Genomic DNA, 18935 nt, shown 5'->3' with positions numbered 1-18935 from the left:
GAATTATATATGAGAAAAAAGAAAGATCTCATCTTCGTTGGTATTCAGCTTGCCTTATTTGGCCTATATGTGTTTTTACCCGCCGTCAGGATTTTCAAAATTTGGTCGGGTGTAAAACTAGTGGGATTAGCGGTTGCCCTCACCGGAATGATCATGATTGTCACGTCAATGTTTCAGATAAGGAGAAGCCTTACACCGTTTCCATCGCCAGTGAAACGTGGGAAGCTTGTTACAACAGGAATATATAAATATATCCGGCACCCGATTTATTCCGGCATTTTTCTTCTCACTTCCGGTTATGGTTTACAGGCTACAGATTCTCTTAGGGTCATAATCAGCCTTGCATTGTTGCTGCTGTTTTACTTTAAGTCACGCTACGAAGAAAAGATGTTGGTGGCATTCTATGATGATTACCGGCAATATCGAAGTCATACCTACCGATTTTTCCCTTTTTTATAATAATGTCACACAATTGATTTTTATGCTTGATCTAATCCGCCAACCTTGGCCCTGGTATGCTTCGGGCTTTGCCATTTCCGCCATCATGGTTTTGCTACTCTATTTTGGAAAGTCTTTCGGGTTTTCTTCCAACCTGCGGACAATTTGCTCGATGGCCGGGGCCGGCAGTAAGTCAGACTTTTTTGACTTTGACTGGAAGGGTGAAATCTGGAACCTTCTGTTCCTGGTAGGTTCAATCCTTGGCGGCTATATCGTCTCGGTATGGCTTAATAGCCCAGCTCCGCTTCAATTGTCTGAGACAACTATTACCGATTTGCATAAACTTGGCATAAGCTTCGATGGGGGCCTGAACCCTGATCAGCTATTCGGCCGTCAAATTCTATCGTCTCCAAAAACAATTCTGCTTCTTTTGGCTGGCGGCGTGCTGGTTGGATTTGGATCCAGATATGCAGGTGGATGTACATCAGGTCACGCAATCAGCGGGCTATCAAACCTTCAAATTCCGTCCCTGATCGCAGTGGTGGGTTTTTTCATTGGCGGGCTTGCCATGACCCACCTTATTTTTCCTGTTCTTTTCAAGTTATGAAAGCTTTAAAATTTATAGTTACCGGAGTACTTTTTGGCATAGTGATGGCTAAATCCGAGGCCGTCTCCTGGTACAGGATTCAGGAAATGTTCCGCTTTCAGTCATTTCATATGTTCGGCATAATCGGTACAGCGCTATTGGTCGGCATTGTCGCCGTCTTTATGATCAAACGTTATCACATTAAAGATTACAGCGGCAATCCAATCACATTTCACGACAAAACCGGCCGTTGGCTACGGTATTTGCTCGGGGGTATCATTTTTGGTTTGGGATGGGCGTTGACCGGGGCTTGTCCGGGACCTATGTTCGTAAACCTGGGGTTTGGTTATTGGTCGATGCTGATCGTGATATCGGGGGCATTGGCCGGAACATTCTTGTATGGCCTGGTCAGGCGATGGTTACCTCACTAATCCTTCCTCAACATTAGATTTTACATTTTTGAAATAAAAAAGAGAATCATGAAAATCCATCAATTTGAAGATCAATATCTTTCGCATTACAGCTATGCTATTTTGAGCGAATGTGAGAGCAAAGTCGTATTAATTGATCCAGCCCGGAACCCGCAGCCATATTACGATTTTGCTGCACAGAATGGCGCAGTGATCATTGCAGTAATAGAAACCCATTCACATGCTGATTTCGTCAGCAGTCACTTGGAAATCAGTCAGACAACAAGTTCTCCAATTTACGCAAGTGCCCACACCGGGGCAAGCTATGACCATATCCCTTTCGATGATGGCAGTTCGCTTTCGTTTGGAAAGATTGTGCTGAAACCTTTGAACACCCCCGGGCACTCCGAGGATAGTATTTCAATTGTTTTGGAGCACAATGGCATCGCCAAGGCCATTTTCAGCGGGGATACGCTGTTTATTGGGGATTGTGGCCGTCCGGATCTGAGGGAATCGGATAGTGATGCCAGCAGTCAGCGGGGGAAACTCGCAACGAAGATGTACGATTCTCTGCGCGAAAAGATTCTCACCCTGGACGACGCTGTTGTGCTTTATCCGGCCCATGGTGCAGGGACACTTTGTGGAAAAGCGCTTAGCGATGCAAACAGCAGCACGATCGGGCAGGAGAAACTTACAAACTGGTCATTACAAGAAATGACCAAAGAGGACTTTATCCAAAGACTTACGTCAGACCAGCCTTTTATCCCCGTCTATTTTCCGTTCGATGTTGCACTTAATAAAAAAGGTGCTGCGCATTTCAAACCCGGTCTCGAAGGTGTAAAGAGAATTAACCTAACGACGGAGCCTCAAAATCGCTTGGAAGATAACATTCTGATCATCGATACCCGTGATGAACGAATTTTTAAAGAGGGACATTTGCCCAATTCGGTCAACATGATGGATGGAAAGAAGTTTGAGACCTGGCTGGGAAGTATCATCAAGCCAGAAGAAACATTCTACCTAACCGGAGACTCCTGGCAGGTTTTAGAAAGGCTAATTGAGCGCACGGCATCCATCGGATACGAACCAGCCATCAAATCAGCATTTGTGGCGGGGCCTGCGCCGCTGCAAACACCACTTCTGGATAAAGTACACTTCCGTCAGAATCAAAATAAGTATTCCATTATCGACGTAAGAAACCTTTCGGAAGCTGCTGAAGATAAAATTTTTGAAAGCAGCATTTCTATTCCCCTTGCCGACATACGTGAAAAAATAGGGTTAGTTCCACTTGACAAACCAATCGCGGTTCATTGCGCCTCAGGGTATAGAAGTGCAGTCGGAAGCTCATTGATTGCTGCATTACTTAATGGTCAGGTACAGGTTTTTGATATTGGTGATTTTGTGAAGGAGTTTAGCAAACAATCAATAGTATCCTGAATTATATGGAAAACAGGCCTTTCAATGATCACAAGAAGAATGCGGGGGATCACCTTGCCAACGAAAGGACCTTTCTGGCATGGGTCCGGACCAGCATCGGTATCATGGGGTTTGGTTTCGTTGTTGTCAAGTTCTCGTTGTTCGTTCGGCAAATTGCGGCTGCGTTAGGAAGCAAATCACAAGTACATTCCACGGGTTATTCGCCTGTTATCGGCGTGTTGCTGGTTAGCTTGGGGGCGCTGACAACGCTATTTTCCTATGTCCGTTATATGAATACAAAAAAGCAGTTGGAACAGGGGCAATACTATCAGTCCTCCCTTTTAATAAAATCGATGACGGCAGTGATCTTTTTGGCCAGCGTACTACTCATTATTTATCTGATTAAGACAACCTGATGATGGACAACACACTTCAACGCCATTGGGACAACACTTACTTATCCAAAGGGCCAGACCAGTTGAGCTGGTCGCAAAGCCTGCCTGAGCCCTCGCTTTCGCTGATAAAGTCCACCGGCATCACAAAGACAGATGCGATCATCGATATCGGAGGCGGCGATGCCGCACTGATCGAAAATCTGCTCAGCGAAGGCTATTCGGATTTGACCGTTCTGGATATTTCCAGTGCGGCCATTGACAGGGCGAGAAAACGACTTAGGGAACGGGCAGAAAAGATAAAATGGATCGTGTGCAACATCCTCGATTTTGCTCCCGCCCGGCCCTACATGTTATGGCACGACCGGGCAACTTTTCATTTTTTGACAGAAACCCAGGATATTAAAAAGTATAAGGATATCGTCAGCGAGTTTGTGGATAAGGATTTGATCATCGGCACCTTCTCTGAAAATGGCCCCACAATGTGCAGCGGATTGCCGGTGAGAAGATATAATCTCGAATCATTGGAATTATTTTTTAATGATGATTTTCAGATTAAGCAAAGCGTCATTTCCGATCATGTTACGCCGTTTGGTTCAGTACAGAGCTTTGTTTTTACACATTTTTTTAAGTGACAGCTCATAGACTATAAGGTTAGAAAGTCTTGATCCCACCCCGCCTATTACTATGAATTTTGATTTTCGCCTTCGGGTTTTTCATACTGTTGCCAAGCGGCTCAACTTCACAAAAGCGGCAGATGAGCTTTTCATTACCCAGCCAGCAATCACAAAACATATTCGCGAACTTGAAGCGCAGCTAAAAACCAAGGTTTTTGACCGGAACGGTACAAAAATCAAGCTGACACGCGCGGGCGAGCTGTTGCTTGCGCGAACGGAGCAGATCTTTGAGATTTACCGCGCACTTGAATTTGAAATCAATGCGCTGAATAATGAAAATAGTGGCATGCTAAGGATTGGGGCCAGCACCACCGTTGCCCAATATGTTTTGCCATCGTTGCTGGCGGCTTTTCATAACCGCTTTCCGGAAATCGAGGTCTCATTGGTAATCAAGAATACCGACCAGATCCAGCTGGCCTTAACCGAGAAGCAAATCGATATAGGCATCATCGAAGGAAGATCACGTGATCCTAAGATACATTATGCACCATTTCTGAATGATGAAATTGTCCTGGTCACCAGTGCCCGGAGCACCATTGCCAAAAATGGGACAATCACACTTGCTGAGCTGGCCCGCATCCCTATCATCCTCAGAGAGCCGGGCTCGGGTACCTTGGAGGTGATTGCCTACGCATTGAAAGAGAAGGGGGTCTCATTATCGGACCTGAACAAACAAATGCAGCTGGCAGGGAGTGAGAGTATCAAAAGATACATACAGAATGCGCCCTGTGCCGCCTTCCTTTCCATCCATTCCATTTTGGATGAGCTATCCCACAACCAGTGCCGTGTGATCGACATCGAAGGCTTTTCAATAGAAAGGGCTTTTCACTTTGCCACGCTCCATGGCCAACCGGATGGCCTCGCTGAGTTATTCATGAACTTCGCTGTTCATCACAAAAAGTAATTCAAAATAGGATTTTTACTCATCTCGTGTTGATTTTATATTACCTGAGGTTATCACAGATCACTTTTTACGATTTCTTTGACGGCAGCTTACCCCTCATCTTTGTAATGGCAATAGGCCAAAAACTTAACCATTTTCAAGATGAAAACGACCCATGAACTTCCGTTAAATGTCACACTCTTTGAAACAATTTTGAGGTTGTGCGTGATGATGTGGCTGCCTTTCCTGCTGTATTTTCCAGGACTGATCATTTATCTCCTCGTGGCGGCCTACTATCTGCTGGTGACAGCAATGACAAGCTTTTGTCCCATTAAGTATTTATGGCAGCGCTACCGTCACATCGAAATTCCCGTGGCCAAACAAGCATTACAATTTCACTGACAACACCAGCCAGACCCAATGGAAAAGATACAGAAAACACTGGCCTTACTCAGTAACCTGCTTAAAATCTTGATTACCATTGTCTCATGCCTGCTGCTCTTTCTGATAGCATTAATTTGTGCACCAGGGTATTTTCAAGAATTAGTAAAGCCACCTGAAAAAATTGCCGCTATGGATGCAACCACCAAAGTATCGCAACCCAGAGCAAAAATGTGGCAGGCACCAGACACATCAGATATCCCCAAGAATGAACAAGGTGATTTAATCCGGTACGGGCGTGAGCTGATTGTACACACAGCGGAGTACCTGGGGCCAAAAGGCAAAGTAATGCAGATCAGCAACGGCATGAATTGCCAGAATTGCCACCTGGATGCAGGGACAAAAATTATGGGTAACAACTACGCTGCTGTATATAGCACCTATCCAAAGTTCAGGGCGCGTTCAGGCACCAAAGAAACGGTGATCAAACGGATTTCGGATTGTTTTGAAAGGAGTCTGAATGGAACAAAACCCGACAGTGCCAGCAGGGAAATGACCGCAATGATGGCTTATATGAAATGGCTTGAAAAAGATACACCCAAGGGGGAAACGCCCAAAGGAACGGGTTTGGAAAAACTTGCTTATCTGGACAGAGCGGCAGATCCAAAAAACGGTAGTCTGATTTATCAAGCAAAATGCGAAAGTTGTCATGGCGTCAACGGGGAAGGAATATTAAACCCCGAGAAAAACGCTTACGTCTATCCCCCGCTTTGGGGCAAAAATAGCTACAACGACGGAGCGGGGCTCTACAGGGTTTCTTCCTTTGCAGGTTATGTTGTGAACAACATGCCCTTCGGCGCGAGTTATGAAAACAAGCTGTTGACCGATAAAGAAGCCTGGGACCTTGCTGCGTTCGTCAATTCTCAGCCTCGCCCTCACAAAGACCAGAGCAGCGACTGGGTAGATATCAGTAAAAAACCCATCGATTTTCCGTTCGCACCTTATGCTGATGGTTTTTCGCAGAAACAGCACAAACTCGGGCCTTTCGAGCCAATTTCAAAAGCAAAAAAAGAAAGTAAATAATGTAAATCGTATCATAACCTTTTAAAAACCAAACCAAATGAAAATGCTCAAAACAATGCTATTCGCTGCGTCAATGTTTGTTACAGCAGCAGCAATCGCCCAGAACAAGCCCGTCAACCCAGCCGATTTTCACGGGGCGACCGCCGATAAAAAATCCTACAAAGTGGTATACCAGCTTAACAGCGATGACGAAAAGGTGATTAAGGCGACGATGAAGAATATCATGAATGCCCTGGATGATCCGCGGTTAAAAGGAAAACTGGAAGTAGAGCTTGTCGCGCATGGCGGCGGGGTAACCGTGTTCAGGAAAGATCAGCCCTACGAAACACAGCTGAAAGTATTGCAAGAACGCGGGGTCATACTGGCTGAATGCGAGAACACAATGCGTGAGAGGAAAATCAGCAAGGACGAACTTTTTGATTTCATCTCCTATGTACCCAGTGGAAACGGGGAAATTATTATTCGGCAACAACAAGGATGGGCCATCGTCCATCCATAACATCAAGCACTATGAGAAACTACATCATTTTGATCATATTAACAATCAGTATCATGATTGATAATCAAGCAAAAGCACAGGAGCACAACTTCGATCCGCCGTGGAATAAACCCCCAACAGACGGCCTGCAATTTACCGTGAAAGGAATTGACAATGTACCAGACTTATATGGCGATATAACAGACCCGGAACTGACGATATTTTTCGCTGGTAATCAATTCATGGTCATTGACGAATTACTGGCAGAGTTCAAAAAGGCATATCCTGCCTATAACAGGATATTTGCGGAGACTTTGCCGCCCGGGATATTGGCCAAACAAATTAAAGAAGGCTCAATTACGATCGGTAACATGCACATATCACATAAGCCGGATGTATATACAGCAGGGAAAACGCGCATCGAAGAGTTCGCTCCGCTTTTCAACCGGACCGAGGCGTATGCCGGAAATAAGTTAGCAATCATGGTGCAAAAAGGGAATCCGCTCAATATAAAGGGACTTAAAGACCTGGGGCGTAGCGATGTAAAAGTAAGTATGCCAAATCCAGAGTGGGAAGGTATCGGAAAACGGATTGAAGACGCTTATGTAAAAGCAGGCGGCCAAGCACTGAAAGAGCAAATAATGAAAGAAAAGGTAGCCGCGAAAACTACATTTTTAACGCAGATCCACCATCGGCAGACTCCCATGAGAATACTTTATGGACAATCCCAGGCAGGTCCGGTTTGGTACTCAGAGGCGTTCTACCAAAAGATGATCGGACATCCGTTGGAATTGGTCAGCATTCCGGATAGCGAGAATATTGAAGCAACTTACATGGCAGGTAAACTGCGGGAAGCGCCGCATCCCAAAGCGGCGTCAGATTTTATGGATTTTCTGGTGAGCGCTAAGGCCAGGGAAATTTACCACAAGTATGGTTTTACCGATTTAAACAAATAGTCGCGATGAGAAATTTGGTTCATATCATAGGTTTTCTGCTGCTAGCCAATCAAGCTTATCCGCAAACTGATACCCTATTTGTATACGGTCCGGGCGGGCCTTCGGCAGCGATAAAGGAATGTGCGGATATTTTCTCGAAAGAAACTCGAATACCTGTCGTAGTTAATTCTGGCCCTGAAACTAAATGGATAGAAAGGGCCAAAAAAGATGCTGACGTTGTATTTGGTGGCTCCGAGTATATGCTCACGCAATTTGCTGCTGATCATCGGGGGCTGCTGGATGAGACAACCAGAATTGAGCTTTACAAGCGCAGTGCAGCAATTCTGGTTCGCCCAGGGAACCCTAAGAAAATTAAGATGTTTGTTGATCTGGCCAAACCGGGTGTCAGGCTATTGGACGTGAATGGAGCTGGACAGTTGGGGATGTGGGAGGACATTGCTGGCAAATTCGATGTGATCGCCGGAATACAGCACAATATCAAATCTTCATTCTCGAACACCGCCCTGGGTATCGAAGCCTGGAAATCGGACACGACTTACGACGCTTGGATTACATATAAAACATGGCATTTTCCATTGAAGGAAATCACCCAATTGATCGAAATCCCAAATCAGGCCACAGTTTTTAGAGGTACCCCTATTGCTTTGACATTGAAAGGCAAGGACGGTCCCGACGGCAAACGCTTCCTGGATTTTCTAAGAAGTTCGGCAGGGCATCGGGTATTTCAGCGTTGGGGTTGGGAATAGGTTACGGCCTTCCAACCGCCTCCGCGCTAAATCCGGCCTGAATAACTGCTTCGATAACATTTTCTCCAATCCTGTTGTCGGTAGTTTGGACTGTAAGCAGCTTGTCAGAGTCGGAAAGATCGATGTTCCAACCATCTACATGCTTCAAATTATTTAGAAAGGGTGTCACTACGGTGACGCCCTCTTTATCTTTTATGCTGGTCTTGAAATTTAGCGTTTCCATTGTTTGCAAATGTTTAGATCACTGTATCCACACATTCTTGGTGAATGTAATGTGAGCGAAGCTAGCTAGACCGATAAAATCGTACCAACTCTAATAGCTTACGCATGGATAAATGGCAGAAGTGAAGTTGAGGCAGGATTTTTGTATCACCAACCAATAATTATGTAATAATTGCTACTTTGGATTTTGGACATTTGTTGATCCAGTCAAGAACGATTTTTTGAAGCAGTAATTTATTGGTTGGAATTGTGTACTGTATTGTGCTCACTAGGGTATAGAATTGAATTTGAGGGTTGATAGACCATTATATTGCTAGTGGGTAATATCGAAAATATTTTGGTTTTAGGCGAGATTTGCATGCTATTATGGATTCTTGTCTTAAAGTTGCCTCTAATTTATCACTCATCTTTGAGTGCATGTTAAATATATGATATATAGGGGTTTACATAATTTTTATTAGAGAGTAAAAACGACTTGAGGATTTTGGCTATTGGGCTTTAGCTGCCTGCCCCGATAGCAGATTTACACAGTTGTCTCATTCTTCGTATTGGCCTACCTTTTTTTTTGTCTGTTGATATATTGGGGTTAGATCTTTTGTGCATAGGTCGGCGCATAAGCCTTAGTGAATCCACTGGCCAATATCGCTTTTGTAAATAAAGGCTATCAAGCCAAGTGAATAGTTCAGGCTCCAATTCCTGCGCCGAGGTGTACTTAATACTCATGTGTTTTAATTGTTCATTCTCATTGGAAATGAATTTCAAGGCAATGACCCCGCAAGTGGCCATGATAAGCAGAACGGATGCTGCGAGTAGGAGACCGCCTGACCTCCAATTCATGCTAACAGCGCTCTTATGAACAAGATCACCAAAAATCTCGTCAATGCTTTTTCGTAGTCGATAAATCTCAGATAGCATCAGATGTCCAGACGGCATTTTAGAAACACTATCCCTGATTTCTGCGAGCACCGGGTCACTTGATGCCTTAACTTCCTTTTTCTCATAATGCAGGTTTTCCAATCCGGAAACTTTCTTTATCAGGATTGTGAGCACCTCTTCAATGCTGTCCAACTTTTCTTCTATCTGTTTCATAAGTGTAATCCGCGGGATTTTTTACGTTTTTTGATCTGTTGTTGTCTGATTTGTTCAGGGTCGTTTTGATGTACAGGGGATAGCAGCGTATCTATCAGGTCCGGTTCAGAGCTTGGTTGCTCAGCGACAGTGACCTGAGCTGATTTGGTGGTGGGAATATTCATCTTTGTGCCAGTGTTAACCGTTGATATTCCCCGAAACTGCCTTCGCGAATTGGCGCTTATAGTATTGTTCAACCGGCCATAACTCAGGCTCCGGTCAACCTTTGATCCTTTAAAAACCATCCCATCTTTCTCAAAACTGATCCCTTCTACTTGCTGCGTGCCGGACTTGTATTTGTAAATCAACCGGATATCCTTCGATGCCAGCACCGTTTCAAGCTCTCCCCAGCTGGACGCAAATTTGCTGGCCCGCTGGATCGTGTCGGAAAGCTCGTATCTGATTTTGTCAGCGCCTTTAAGCTGCTGGCGGTTCACCTGCGATTTGTCCTTTGCCAGGTGGTAGCCGTGCTCCAAGGTCATTTCCTTACAAACCTTCTGGTTTAGCCGTCGTTGGAACTTGTCCGAAATCGAGCGGCCGGAGTTATCGACCCGGTTATAAAGTATGTGGATGTGCGGGTGTTTTGTATCCCGGTGCTCGACGACCAGGTACTGGGTATCCTGGATTTTCATTTTTTCCAGGTACTGTTTAGCCCTTTCCATCAGGATTTTTTCAGAGAGTTTGGGCGCATCCATCTGGCTCCAACTTAGTACCAGGTGACCGACCGCTTTGCCGAGCTCGGGATTAAGCATGCGCTGCATATTGAAATCATCCACCATCGATTTGACGTTCATTAAACGTATACCTTCCCCACCCAGCACTTTGGCCTGTTGCTTTTGGACAATGTACTTGACAGCCCCGGAGAAGCTGCTCCCGACTATCACTTTACCGATCATCGCTTCTGAGTTTTTGTACTAGATCGTCAATATCGGAGATGAGTTTTCTGGACCGGGTCACATCATGTAGCAGCCCTTGCATATTCGCAAATCGCATCAGCTGATTGAGGTTATTGGCCAGCCCTGCCAGCATCCGGAGTACCGATGCATCGCCCGGCGATAGCCTCGCGATGACCTTCGCTTTGTTTGCAGCCTGCCTGATCCAGGCGCTTGGTTTGAGGCCCGCATCTTTGGCTTTTGAGTCGATCAGGAACCGCTCCGTTTCTGTCAACCTGACCATCAGTTGGCTGCTTCGCTTGACCTTCTTGGGAGGCCTGCCGCCCCTGGATTTCTTGAACCTTTGACTTTTCTCTACACCCTCTTCCATATCATTTCAAGTCTGTTATTGTCCTCTTTTGCGACCACCGGGAGAAAAAGCAAGTTTGAGTCCGAGCGCAGCCGGACGGGTTTTTGCGAAGCGAAAACACAAACTTGCTAGTAAAAGACACTTAAAAGCCTATCCCCCGGGACCTCTTGTATATCTGTTGCTTTTTGAGCGAATTCTCCGGTATCTTTTCTGCCATCAGCATCTCATTGAGATCCTTATATTGCCGGTAGCTGTGTGAGAGATCAACTGGCTCGATGCCGGCTTTCTGAAATGTTTCGATCACCTTCCGACCGGCTGGATCATTGTCTGGATAGATGAACACGTTTTCATAGTTCTTGGCGATGCTGATTGCCCGATCCGCCAGGGCGACTGAATTCAGGATCAGGAAATCACTCAGGATAGGCTCCGGTTTTCGCTGTGAAAGCAGGGAGAGGAAATCGATAAACCCTTCCAGCACGCAAACCGACTTTGCCACATTTTGGATATGCGTGATGTCCTTGGGAGATGTAGACCCTTTGAAGTATTGGCTCCGCAATTCATAGCCGCCAGCCCTATTCTCAAACCCGGCAGCGAAGTAACTTTTGCCTCCAACATCATAGTAAATCTCCTTCAAGAATTTCCTGGCTACAGCAAGGTCTATGGCGCGGGATTCCAGGTATCTGCTAATCGCGGGGGTGCTACCTAAATCCTTGATAGCCGTAACTTGGATGCCGTCCTGGTTATCTGCTGGGATAATGCTTTGGCGTATATGCAGTAGCCTTTCTAAGCCCGGTTGCTGGTGAAAGGAAAAATTTCCTGACTCCAATTTCCGCAGTAGCTCTTTGGTATCGCATTCATAAAGCTTCTTGCCCAGATCGATAATATCGCCTCCCTGACCGCTCCCGTGATCAAAATAGAGGTTCAACCTAGTGTTCACTTTGAATGAAGGCGTGTTCTCTTTCCGGAATGGTGACAGGTACCAGTGATCACTTCCGCGAATATGGTCGGGCTGAATATTGCAGCTTCTGAGAAGCTCGATGATAGGTATCTCTTTGGCTTGCTCGCAAGTCATAATTACTGGGGTTTGAACGTGAAAAAATTGATGAATTGATGCGGAGAACCTATAACTGATTGGTTTTTAGCTATTTATGTCCGCATCAGAAAAGCATCAAAATGCATCAGGGGCCGCATCGCTATTTTGGGATTAATGCGCGTTGATGCGGATTTTGATGCGCTGTAATTATTTATTAATCAATTAATTAAATATGATGCGCATCAAAGCATCAAAAATTAGGGCAATTCGTTGAGCTCATTTATAAGTCTTCGGGATAGGGTATAGAACCTGCCCTTGCCGGTCTGCTCGAAGATGGAACCTTCGGTTAAAAATTTGTATTGCGGGTAAGTCAGTGAATTACTCGCCGGGCTCAACTTCCAGGCATTTTGCAGGATCCGCTTGATCTGTGAGAGGTCTTTGAAACGGATGTGCTTTTTATTGAGCCAGTCCTGGACATCGCCGGTGCAAAACCGGATTTCGTCCAGCTCCTTTTCGTCTGCGATCGTCAGCAGGATATGGGCGATCTCCACTTCCAGCTTATTCCGATTTTGGTTCAGCAGCTTTTTCAATGCAGGTGTTGCAATTTGATCAGCGGTAAACCACATTCTTGTTTTACTGGGATGAACGAAGTCACGGCTCACCAGAAAATGCAGAAAGAACGGGATCTGGGCCCGTAGCTGGGCAAGCAGGTGGTGGTTCTCTGATTTTAGTGGTGGCACCTTTCTCACCCAGTACCGGATTTCCCCGGGCTCGGCGATGATGAAATGATCTTCATTGTTGCTACACAAAACGAATTTTCCGAAAAATTCCACTTCCTGCCGGTCATGGCCTTTTGCCTCAACTTTGTAAAACCTGGCCGTGCTCAGATTCTTGATCCGCTCCGAATCCTCCTTTCTATCCAAGAACGTTTCGTCCACGCCGATGACCAGTTTCTGCGCCCATTCGATGTTGAAGTTGGAACGGAAATCCTCATTGCTGTTGATTGTCATGTTTTCGCCGAAAATGGATTTGACAAAATGCAGAAACGTGGTCTTTCCGGTTCCACGCTCCTCGCTGACCAGGCACAGGATCGGCAGGATTTGGGTAGGACGTTCGAGCAGGATTTTGAAGTAATCATAACCCATCTCGATCTGTTCGCCGAAAATGTGGCCTAGGAATTGGAATATTACCGAGGCATCGCCGTGCCGCGTCTCATGCTGGAATGGCTGGTAGCGATTGTAGAACCCGCCGACCTTTTGTTGGTAGTCCAAGTGGCTCGGCACAAAACAAAATCCGTCGAAGCAATCCACCCGGTCTTTCAAATAGTCCCGGCTGTGATCCAATCGGATGCATTCAGCAGACCAGGGAATTAATGAGGAAATCGTGTCGCCGGAAGATAATGGCCGGTTGACTTTCTTAAAGTAACTGGTCCCAATGCGTAGGTAAACCGGATTATCTTTCATGGCTACCTTCGATTTTCTGCTGACCGTTGGCAATCCATTCCAGAAGCTCTTTGCGTGAAAAGAGCAACTTGCCTTCCATTTTGCAGAACGGGATCTTCTTTCTTTTCACCAGCCCATAAATGGAAGTCTCCTTGTATTTTGTCAGGCGTGCCGCCTCCTTGGTGTCAAGCAAAGTGTCACTGGTATCGGCGGCAGCCTCCGGTTTTGACTCTAAAACCCGGCGCAGTGAAGACTCAATCAACTCTGATAATTGCTGATCGTTCATCGAAACTAGAACTGTTGTGCTCATCCCTTTTGCGTTTTGGTGATGGGCAAAGCAAGGCTAGAAAATCGGGGAAAAACAATATGAAGTTGACTAAGTCAGGTCGCCGACGCCGTACTCGTTTATTTTCCTTAATGTTTTCAAAACATTTTTAGAATGCGGGCTGTCAGTCAGATTACCAATGCTCTGCACGATGTTGCCACGTGCTTTATTGATGTTACTGCGAAGGCTTTCCAGCTTCGTTTTCGAGTAGCACGAAAATGTATCGAGCAGCAATTGACAGTATCTGTCAAGCCCAATATTGTTTCTATCTGTATTCAGCTTATAGGTGGCATGCATGAGCAGGTTTAAAACTCTCTCATAGTTTCCGGGAGGCATTTCAAAGTACTTGTGTTCAGGTCTCGGAAGTCTGCCTCCTTTTTCTTCAAACATCATCCCTAAGAGCTGCAATACTTCCTCTTCACTGGTAAAAACCTGAATCGAGCCCACTGCCCTACATTTCCACGCATCTACCAGGATCAACCACATGGCTATGATTTCATCAACCGCATAGTCCAGCGGAATCCGCTCCGGCCCTTTCGTTTGCAAATCGGCTACTGGTAATTTTTGCTTCTGTGCCACAACCCGATGTTGGTGCTTAGCCAGGCGAAGCGCATTTACTCTATCGCCACACGCTCGCACAAGGTAAGCCTGAATGAATCCGAGCGTGTATATACAGGATGGAACAGCAAATCCTTCGAAGTATAAATGATAGGAGCAAAATTCAATGAATTGCTCCAAATGAGCGATTTTGCTTTCGTTGTCAGGATTATAGAGAATGGAGACTATTTGTTGTGGATACTCATTCACCGCGTCGAAGTACCCTTTTTCAAATTCCGTTCTCAGTTCGTCGGCATAAGACTCCGAGATTGGGCTATGATGGTCTACGATGATATTCTTCCGGTCTTTCGGGTCGAAAATGGCAGTGAGATTCGGTTCACTGAGAAAGACTGGTGGCGCTGCTTTATCAGCAATGTTCTCGAACTGGAAGTTGCGAGATAGGTAGTCTACGTTTCCTCTGTGAAAAACATGATCCACGAATCTTAGGTACGGAAAACGTCCCTGATCGTCCAGGTTTATACCGAGATCAGGATCGAAGCCTGGCAAATTGAAAAAATACATGCGTTCAAAGTGTTGAGTTGATCAGATCATCCAAAATTGGATCCCCGATGTCTTCCAGATAAATATCAGTTGTTTTTAAGCTGTCATGTCCCAATGATCTGCCTATATTCTCCTTGGATACTCCGTTTCTCCGGAGTGTGGTTGCATATGAATGTCGGGCCACGTAAGTAGTCAGGGTCTTCTGAATGCCTAAGGCGGCACCTAATTCTTGTAAGTCCTTGTTAACTCGCGTTCGAATCTTCTGCTTTCTATATCTGATCGACTGTATGCTGTCGTGTCTTTTGTACAATATTGGAAAGATGTAGCCCGCATCGCTATTGCCTCGAAGGTTTCGGTAAAAATCAAGGATCCGCATAGCTTCGGGATGGAGCTTAAAGCGAAATTCTTCCTTGGTTTTCGATCTGATATATTCGAGTTCGTCATCAACAATGTTATCCCATTTCAAACTCGCAAGATCCGTAAAATTGATTCCTCGGCAATAAAAACTGAAAAGGAAGTAATTACGTGAATTAATGAGAGTATCATTTATTGGATCGATCTCCAGGGCTGAAATTTGATCAATCTGCGATTTTTGAATCGCTCTTTTTTTGGTTCTAGGGTTATTGTATTTACCAAATGCGAGCTCTTTGAAAGGGTAGTGAGCTTCGGGACAATATTTTTCCCGGATTGCCACCTTCCACATGGTTCTGAAGGTTCTTAGATAAACACTTCTTGTCGTAATAGCGCATCCGCGCTCCATCAAGTATTCTTCATATTTCTTCAGAAAATTTAGATTGATAGATAGAAGATCTCGGTCTTTGTTTTTCACAAACCCTTTCAAGCTACTCAGCGTAAATTTAAAGGTGTCCGCATAGCCAATCCGGTTTTGCTGATTGAGCAGAGAAATATGGTCTTCAAAGAGCTTAAAAAGTGATTTGCTCTCTGGTTCTTTCGTTGCGCCAGTCAAACTACGTACCACAGTTTTCATTTCGTCGAATGTTGGCTTCCGACCTTTTTTTCCTTCTGAAATGATCAGGAAATCTAGCTCAGAGACTATTGTTCTCAGTAGTAAATTGATCTCCTGATGCTTAGGGTGGCCGCGGGCAACTTGCTGTTGACTAACTAACCAATTTTCTTGTTTACAGCTCTTCTTTGTGCTGACTAACTGGTTCTTACGATCAATAATGATTCGGAGCATTATCGGATACTCGCACGAATCGTTAACTTTGGAAGCTAGGATGAACTTGGTTGAGAGTGCCATCAGTGCATATTTTGATCAAAATTAGGTCGAACATAGGTCGAACATTTCTTGTCTAAGGATAATTAAGCAAACTTAAAGAAACTCAATTAACTAACTTATATTCAATATCTTAGGCTGTTTTTTATAAAAATCAAATATACAAAAAATCCTCAAAAATCTGGATGGCATGCAAGAGGTCGTCGGTTCGAATCCGATATTCTCCACTTCAAACCACCTGCAACGATTTTGCAGGTGGTTTTTCTTTTCAATGCAGGAGGACGGCCTCCCCGCTGTGGGAACCGAACCGGGACGGCCCGGCCTAAAAAGGTCACCCATATGTCCTGGATTTATCTCTTTTTTGCAGGCCTGCTCGAAATCGTCTGGGCCTACTTCATGAAGCAGTCTGAAGGTTTTACCCGGCTTGTTCCTACGTGCATTACCATTATAGCCATGATGGCCAGCTTTGGTCTGCTTGCGCTCGCAATGCGTACCCTGCCGCTCAGTACATCTTACATGGTTTGGACAGGAATAGGTGCCGTAGGTGCATTCCTGGTGGGAATACTGGTGCTTGGTGAACCGGTTAATACCCTGCGTATTGCGTCGGCTCTGCTGATTACAGCCGGACTTATACTTATGAAGCTTTCCTGAAAATAGTCAATCTCCGAAAAATGGAACCGATAACAATCACCGAAGCTGGTCTGGCGGACCTGGCCGCAGTACAGCAAATTGCCAGGGAAACTTTCTTTGAAACCTTTGTAGGATCGAATACCGAGGCTGACATGCAGCAGTACCTGGCCGAAAATTTCAGCGATACGAAGCTTGCAGCAGAGTTAAGTAATCCGGATTCATGGTTTTTTGTTGCCCATGAAGGTGAGCAGGTGATCGGCTACCTGAAACTGAATGCAGGAAAGGCGCAAACGGAGTTGCACGAAGACGACTCACTGGAAATTGAGCGGATTTATGTGAAACATGCTTATCATGGTAAAAGAATCGGCCAGCTGCTGTACGAAAAAGCACTCAGCATGGCGGAGGATAAAAAGGTGTCGTCTCTCTGGCTGGGCGTGTGGGAGGAAAATGCAAAAGCCATACGGTTTTATGAAAAAAACGGGTTTACTGCATTCAGTAAGCACATTTTCAGGTTTGGTGAAGATGAGCAAACCGACGTGATGATGAGAAAGGTGCTTGTTTAAGCCCAGTCTTAAAAAATAATCTTTCAATGGACCTGATTTTCAGGGGCGCCAGAGTCTGAGTAAGGCATCCGGATAATGTAGCAGGCTTCTGTTTAAAGCCTCACAAGTGTTTTAAACAAACCGGGCTGTTCAAAACTTTGTAACTTTCGGCCTAATATCAGGAATGGAAGTGAAGCTGAACTAACGCTGTATGTTGAAGAATACGAACGTAGCCCTGCTGGTGCACGCATGTGACAGATACCAATTGTTATTTAAAGGCTTTGAATCCATTTTCAGCCAGTATTGGGATTTTTCAACGCAGTGCAACCTTTACTTTGCCACGGAGGAGCTCCATGTGCAGCTCAATGGATTTCAGAATATCAGGTCGGGAAAAGGGGAGTGGTCGGACCGGCTCGCCTACCTGCTCAAAAATGAGATCCGCGAGGATTATGTGCTTTATTTACAAGAAGATGTATGGTTTACAAAACCAATCAGCGCCGCTTTTTTCAATAATCTTTTTGCTTTGGTTCAAACGCATAATTACCGGCAGGTGAAGCTGCATAGTGCAGACATTTACCAGACCAAAAAAACAGATGAGTACCTGCATGGCTTCAACGTATCGGTTCTTGACAATGCGAGGTCACGCTATTTGATGTCGCACCAGGTTACGCTCTGGAACCGGAACTTCCTCATTGACCAGCTTCCGAAAGGTGAAAATCCGTGGCGCAATGAAAACAGGGGAAGTAAAAGGTTGAAAAAGGCCGATCCGGTGATCCACCACATCGACTATTTTTCACAAAACCATTCAGCGCCCATTAACGAAAACCTGGAACTGGCGGAAAGGAGCAATTTTCACACGGTTTCGCTGAATGGCATGTTTAATGAGGAATTCCTGCATTTTGTAAATAAGCTCCCCAACCAATCGGAAGCGGATGACAACTACGTGCAAAAACTCCTTTACCATTACAATCACGAGCTGACGCACGACGGCAGGGAGCGGCCGAGGAAGGACGATATTTTCAAACGGGTTAAAAACTGGATTCTTCAAAAATAGAGTACGGATAATTACTCAAACAAATTTTTCACCACTTCTACACCCGCAATGCTGCCCGGCCTGCCCGATCCGAGCAGAAAGCTGACCACCAGCTTTTCCTGAAAATGATCTTTATCAAACTTGCGGGCGATGATCTCGGTGGCCCCAAGCGCATCCTCACTCGCGCGCATGACCAGGTACTCTCCCTCAGGCACTGTGAACGTATCCGCTGAAACTTCAGGCAGAACGTAATTTACAAAGCTCGATACCAGATCGGCAGAGTAGCTCAATCCCGGCATTTCAAGGATCTTTTCGATCTCTCCCTGTACTTTTCCTCTCAGCCGGGCTATTTCCGCCGGGTTCTGGATCGGGTCACCTACGGCCACAAGCCGCACTACACGCCTGAGCGAATAGGGACGTTCAGGGTCCAGGAATTTTTCAGGCAGTATTGTAAAAACCTGCATGGGCGCTTTCAGGCGGATTACATCATATTCCCTGACAGGTGCCTTGCTGAGGGTAGGCTGATAATTTGTGGTGGTAGGCATAGAACTTCGTTT

25 protein-coding genes are annotated in these 18935 nt (G+C 45.4%); 15 read left to right on the top strand and 10 right to left on the bottom strand.

All coding sequences use genetic code 11. From position 1 onward, the window contains the following. Positions 1-9: 9 nt before the first annotated feature. The 12 genes from HWI92_RS12200 to HWI92_RS12145 all read left to right on the top strand — a co-directional run bounded on the left by HWI92_RS12200 (position 10) and on the right by HWI92_RS12145 (position 8446). Complete coding sequence (locus tag HWI92_RS12200; RefSeq protein WP_204655344.1) at positions 10-459, top strand: methyltransferase family protein; 450 nt, start codon at positions 10-12, stop codon at positions 457-459. After that, positions 404-1045, top strand: coding sequence for a YeeE/YedE family protein (locus HWI92_RS12195; protein WP_310589469.1), 642 nt, complete (start codon positions 404-406; stop codon positions 1043-1045). The genes HWI92_RS12200 and HWI92_RS12195 overlap by 56 nt, the downstream gene beginning before the upstream one ends. Continuing rightward, on the top strand, positions 1042-1455 hold the full coding sequence (locus HWI92_RS12190; RefSeq protein WP_138366738.1) for a DUF6691 family protein: 414 nt from the start codon (positions 1042-1044) through the stop codon (positions 1453-1455). The genes HWI92_RS12195 and HWI92_RS12190 overlap by 4 nt, the downstream gene beginning before the upstream one ends. Before the next feature lie 48 nt (positions 1456-1503). Continuing rightward, complete coding sequence (locus HWI92_RS12185) at positions 1504-2871, top strand: MBL fold metallo-hydrolase (protein WP_204655341.1); 1368 nt, start codon at positions 1504-1506, stop codon at positions 2869-2871. A 5-nt stretch (positions 2872-2876) separates the two neighbouring features. Then, complete coding sequence (locus tag HWI92_RS12180; RefSeq protein ID WP_204655339.1) at positions 2877-3266, top strand: YidH family protein; 390 nt, start codon at positions 2877-2879, stop codon at positions 3264-3266. Continuing rightward, on the top strand, positions 3266-3877 hold the full coding sequence (locus HWI92_RS12175) for a class I SAM-dependent methyltransferase (protein WP_204655337.1): 612 nt from the start codon (positions 3266-3268) through the stop codon (positions 3875-3877). Before HWI92_RS12180 ends, HWI92_RS12175 begins: the two co-directional genes overlap by 1 nt. 52 nt (positions 3878-3929) lie before the next feature. Then, positions 3930-4823 (top strand): LysR family transcriptional regulator, encoded by an 894-nt coding sequence (locus HWI92_RS12170; RefSeq protein WP_204655335.1) that lies wholly within the window; start codon positions 3930-3932, stop codon positions 4821-4823. 141 nt (positions 4824-4964) lie between these two features. Next, the gene (locus HWI92_RS12165) at positions 4965-5204 is read left to right on the top strand and encodes a DUF2892 domain-containing protein (RefSeq protein WP_138366747.1); all 240 of its coding nucleotides are present in this window, start codon (positions 4965-4967) and stop codon (positions 5202-5204) included. Between the two features lie 18 nt (positions 5205-5222). Next, positions 5223-6266, top strand: coding sequence for a c-type cytochrome (locus HWI92_RS12160; RefSeq protein WP_204655333.1), 1044 nt, complete (start codon positions 5223-5225; stop codon positions 6264-6266). Between the two features lie 37 nt (positions 6267-6303). Further along, positions 6304-6765 carry a DsrE family protein gene (locus HWI92_RS12155; protein ID WP_204655331.1) on the top strand — a complete coding sequence of 154 codons (462 nt, stop codon included), beginning with the start codon at positions 6304-6306 and terminating at the stop codon, positions 6763-6765. Between the two features lie 11 nt (positions 6766-6776). After that, on the top strand, positions 6777-7700 hold the full coding sequence (locus HWI92_RS12150) for a molybdate ABC transporter substrate-binding protein (RefSeq protein WP_204664118.1): 924 nt from the start codon (positions 6777-6779) through the stop codon (positions 7698-7700). A 5-nt stretch (positions 7701-7705) separates the two neighbouring features. Next, positions 7706-8446 carry a substrate-binding domain-containing protein gene (locus HWI92_RS12145; RefSeq protein ID WP_204664116.1) on the top strand — a complete coding sequence of 247 codons (741 nt, stop codon included), beginning with the start codon at positions 7706-7708 and terminating at the stop codon, positions 8444-8446. A 1-nt stretch (position 8447) separates the two neighbouring features. Here HWI92_RS12145 and HWI92_RS12140 read toward each other — a convergent pair whose 3' ends face one another. From HWI92_RS12140 to HWI92_RS12100, 9 genes are all read right to left on the bottom strand, one after another. After that, positions 8448-8669, bottom strand: coding sequence for a copper chaperone (locus HWI92_RS12140; RefSeq protein ID WP_138366751.1), 222 nt, complete (start codon positions 8667-8669; stop codon positions 8448-8450). Between the two features lie 497 nt (positions 8670-9166). Continuing rightward, positions 9167-9757 (bottom strand): hypothetical protein, encoded by a 591-nt coding sequence (locus HWI92_RS12135; RefSeq protein WP_204664114.1) that lies wholly within the window; start codon positions 9755-9757, stop codon positions 9167-9169. Then, entirely contained in the window at positions 9754-10692 is a 939-nt protein-coding gene (locus HWI92_RS12130; RefSeq protein WP_229249336.1) for a relaxase/mobilization nuclease domain-containing protein, read from the bottom strand. Before HWI92_RS12130 ends, HWI92_RS12135 begins: the two co-directional genes overlap by 4 nt. Then, positions 10682-11059, bottom strand: a complete 378-nt coding sequence (locus HWI92_RS12125; RefSeq protein WP_204664112.1) for a plasmid mobilization protein — start codon at positions 11057-11059, stop codon at positions 10682-10684. The genes HWI92_RS12130 and HWI92_RS12125 overlap by 11 nt, the downstream gene beginning before the upstream one ends. 121 nt (positions 11060-11180) lie before the next feature. Beyond that, the gene (locus HWI92_RS12120) at positions 11181-12110 is read right to left on the bottom strand and encodes a DUF8464 domain-containing protein (RefSeq protein WP_204664110.1); all 930 of its coding nucleotides are present in this window, start codon (positions 12108-12110) and stop codon (positions 11181-11183) included. A gap of 218 nt (positions 12111-12328) precedes the next feature. Then, complete coding sequence (locus tag HWI92_RS12115; RefSeq protein ID WP_204664108.1) at positions 12329-13534, bottom strand: primase-helicase family protein; 1206 nt, start codon at positions 13532-13534, stop codon at positions 12329-12331. After that, positions 13524-13799 carry a helix-turn-helix domain-containing protein gene (locus HWI92_RS12110; protein WP_204664106.1) on the bottom strand — a complete coding sequence of 92 codons (276 nt, stop codon included), beginning with the start codon at positions 13797-13799 and terminating at the stop codon, positions 13524-13526. Before HWI92_RS12110 ends, HWI92_RS12115 begins: the two co-directional genes overlap by 11 nt. 90 nt (positions 13800-13889) lie before the next feature. Then, positions 13890-14957, bottom strand: coding sequence for a hypothetical protein (locus tag HWI92_RS12105; RefSeq protein ID WP_204664104.1), 1068 nt, complete (start codon positions 14955-14957; stop codon positions 13890-13892). A gap of 4 nt (positions 14958-14961) precedes the next feature. After that, positions 14962-16197, bottom strand: coding sequence for a site-specific integrase (locus tag HWI92_RS12100; RefSeq protein ID WP_204664102.1), 1236 nt, complete (start codon positions 16195-16197; stop codon positions 14962-14964). A gap of 315 nt (positions 16198-16512) precedes the next feature. Between HWI92_RS12100 and HWI92_RS12095 the strand changes: the two genes are divergently transcribed. The 3 genes from HWI92_RS12095 to HWI92_RS12085 all read left to right on the top strand — a co-directional run bounded on the left by HWI92_RS12095 (position 16513) and on the right by HWI92_RS12085 (position 18399). Then, positions 16513-16824 (top strand): DMT family transporter, encoded by a 312-nt coding sequence (locus HWI92_RS12095; protein ID WP_204664100.1) that lies wholly within the window; start codon positions 16513-16515, stop codon positions 16822-16824. A gap of 20 nt (positions 16825-16844) precedes the next feature. Next, on the top strand, positions 16845-17366 hold the full coding sequence (locus tag HWI92_RS12090; RefSeq protein WP_204664097.1) for a GNAT family N-acetyltransferase: 522 nt from the start codon (positions 16845-16847) through the stop codon (positions 17364-17366). Between the two features lie 190 nt (positions 17367-17556). Continuing rightward, a complete protein-coding gene (locus tag HWI92_RS12085) occupies positions 17557-18399 on the top strand; it encodes a hypothetical protein (protein WP_204664095.1) in 843 nt (280 codons plus the stop codon). 11 nt (positions 18400-18410) lie between these two features. Here the strand turns inward: HWI92_RS12085 and HWI92_RS12080 are convergent, their stop codons facing one another. Then, positions 18411-18923 (bottom strand): hypothetical protein, encoded by a 513-nt coding sequence (locus HWI92_RS12080; protein ID WP_204664093.1) that lies wholly within the window; start codon positions 18921-18923, stop codon positions 18411-18413. Between the last annotated feature and the right edge of the window lie 12 nt (positions 18924-18935).

Origin of the sequence: Dyadobacter sandarakinus (genome assembly GCF_016894445.1) — a bacterium.
GTDB classification, from domain to species: Bacteria; Bacteroidota; Bacteroidia; order Cytophagales; family Spirosomataceae; genus Dyadobacter; species Dyadobacter sandarakinus.
Note: the sequence above shows the minus strand (reverse complement) of the source record. Positions and strands in the feature narration are given on the sequence as shown.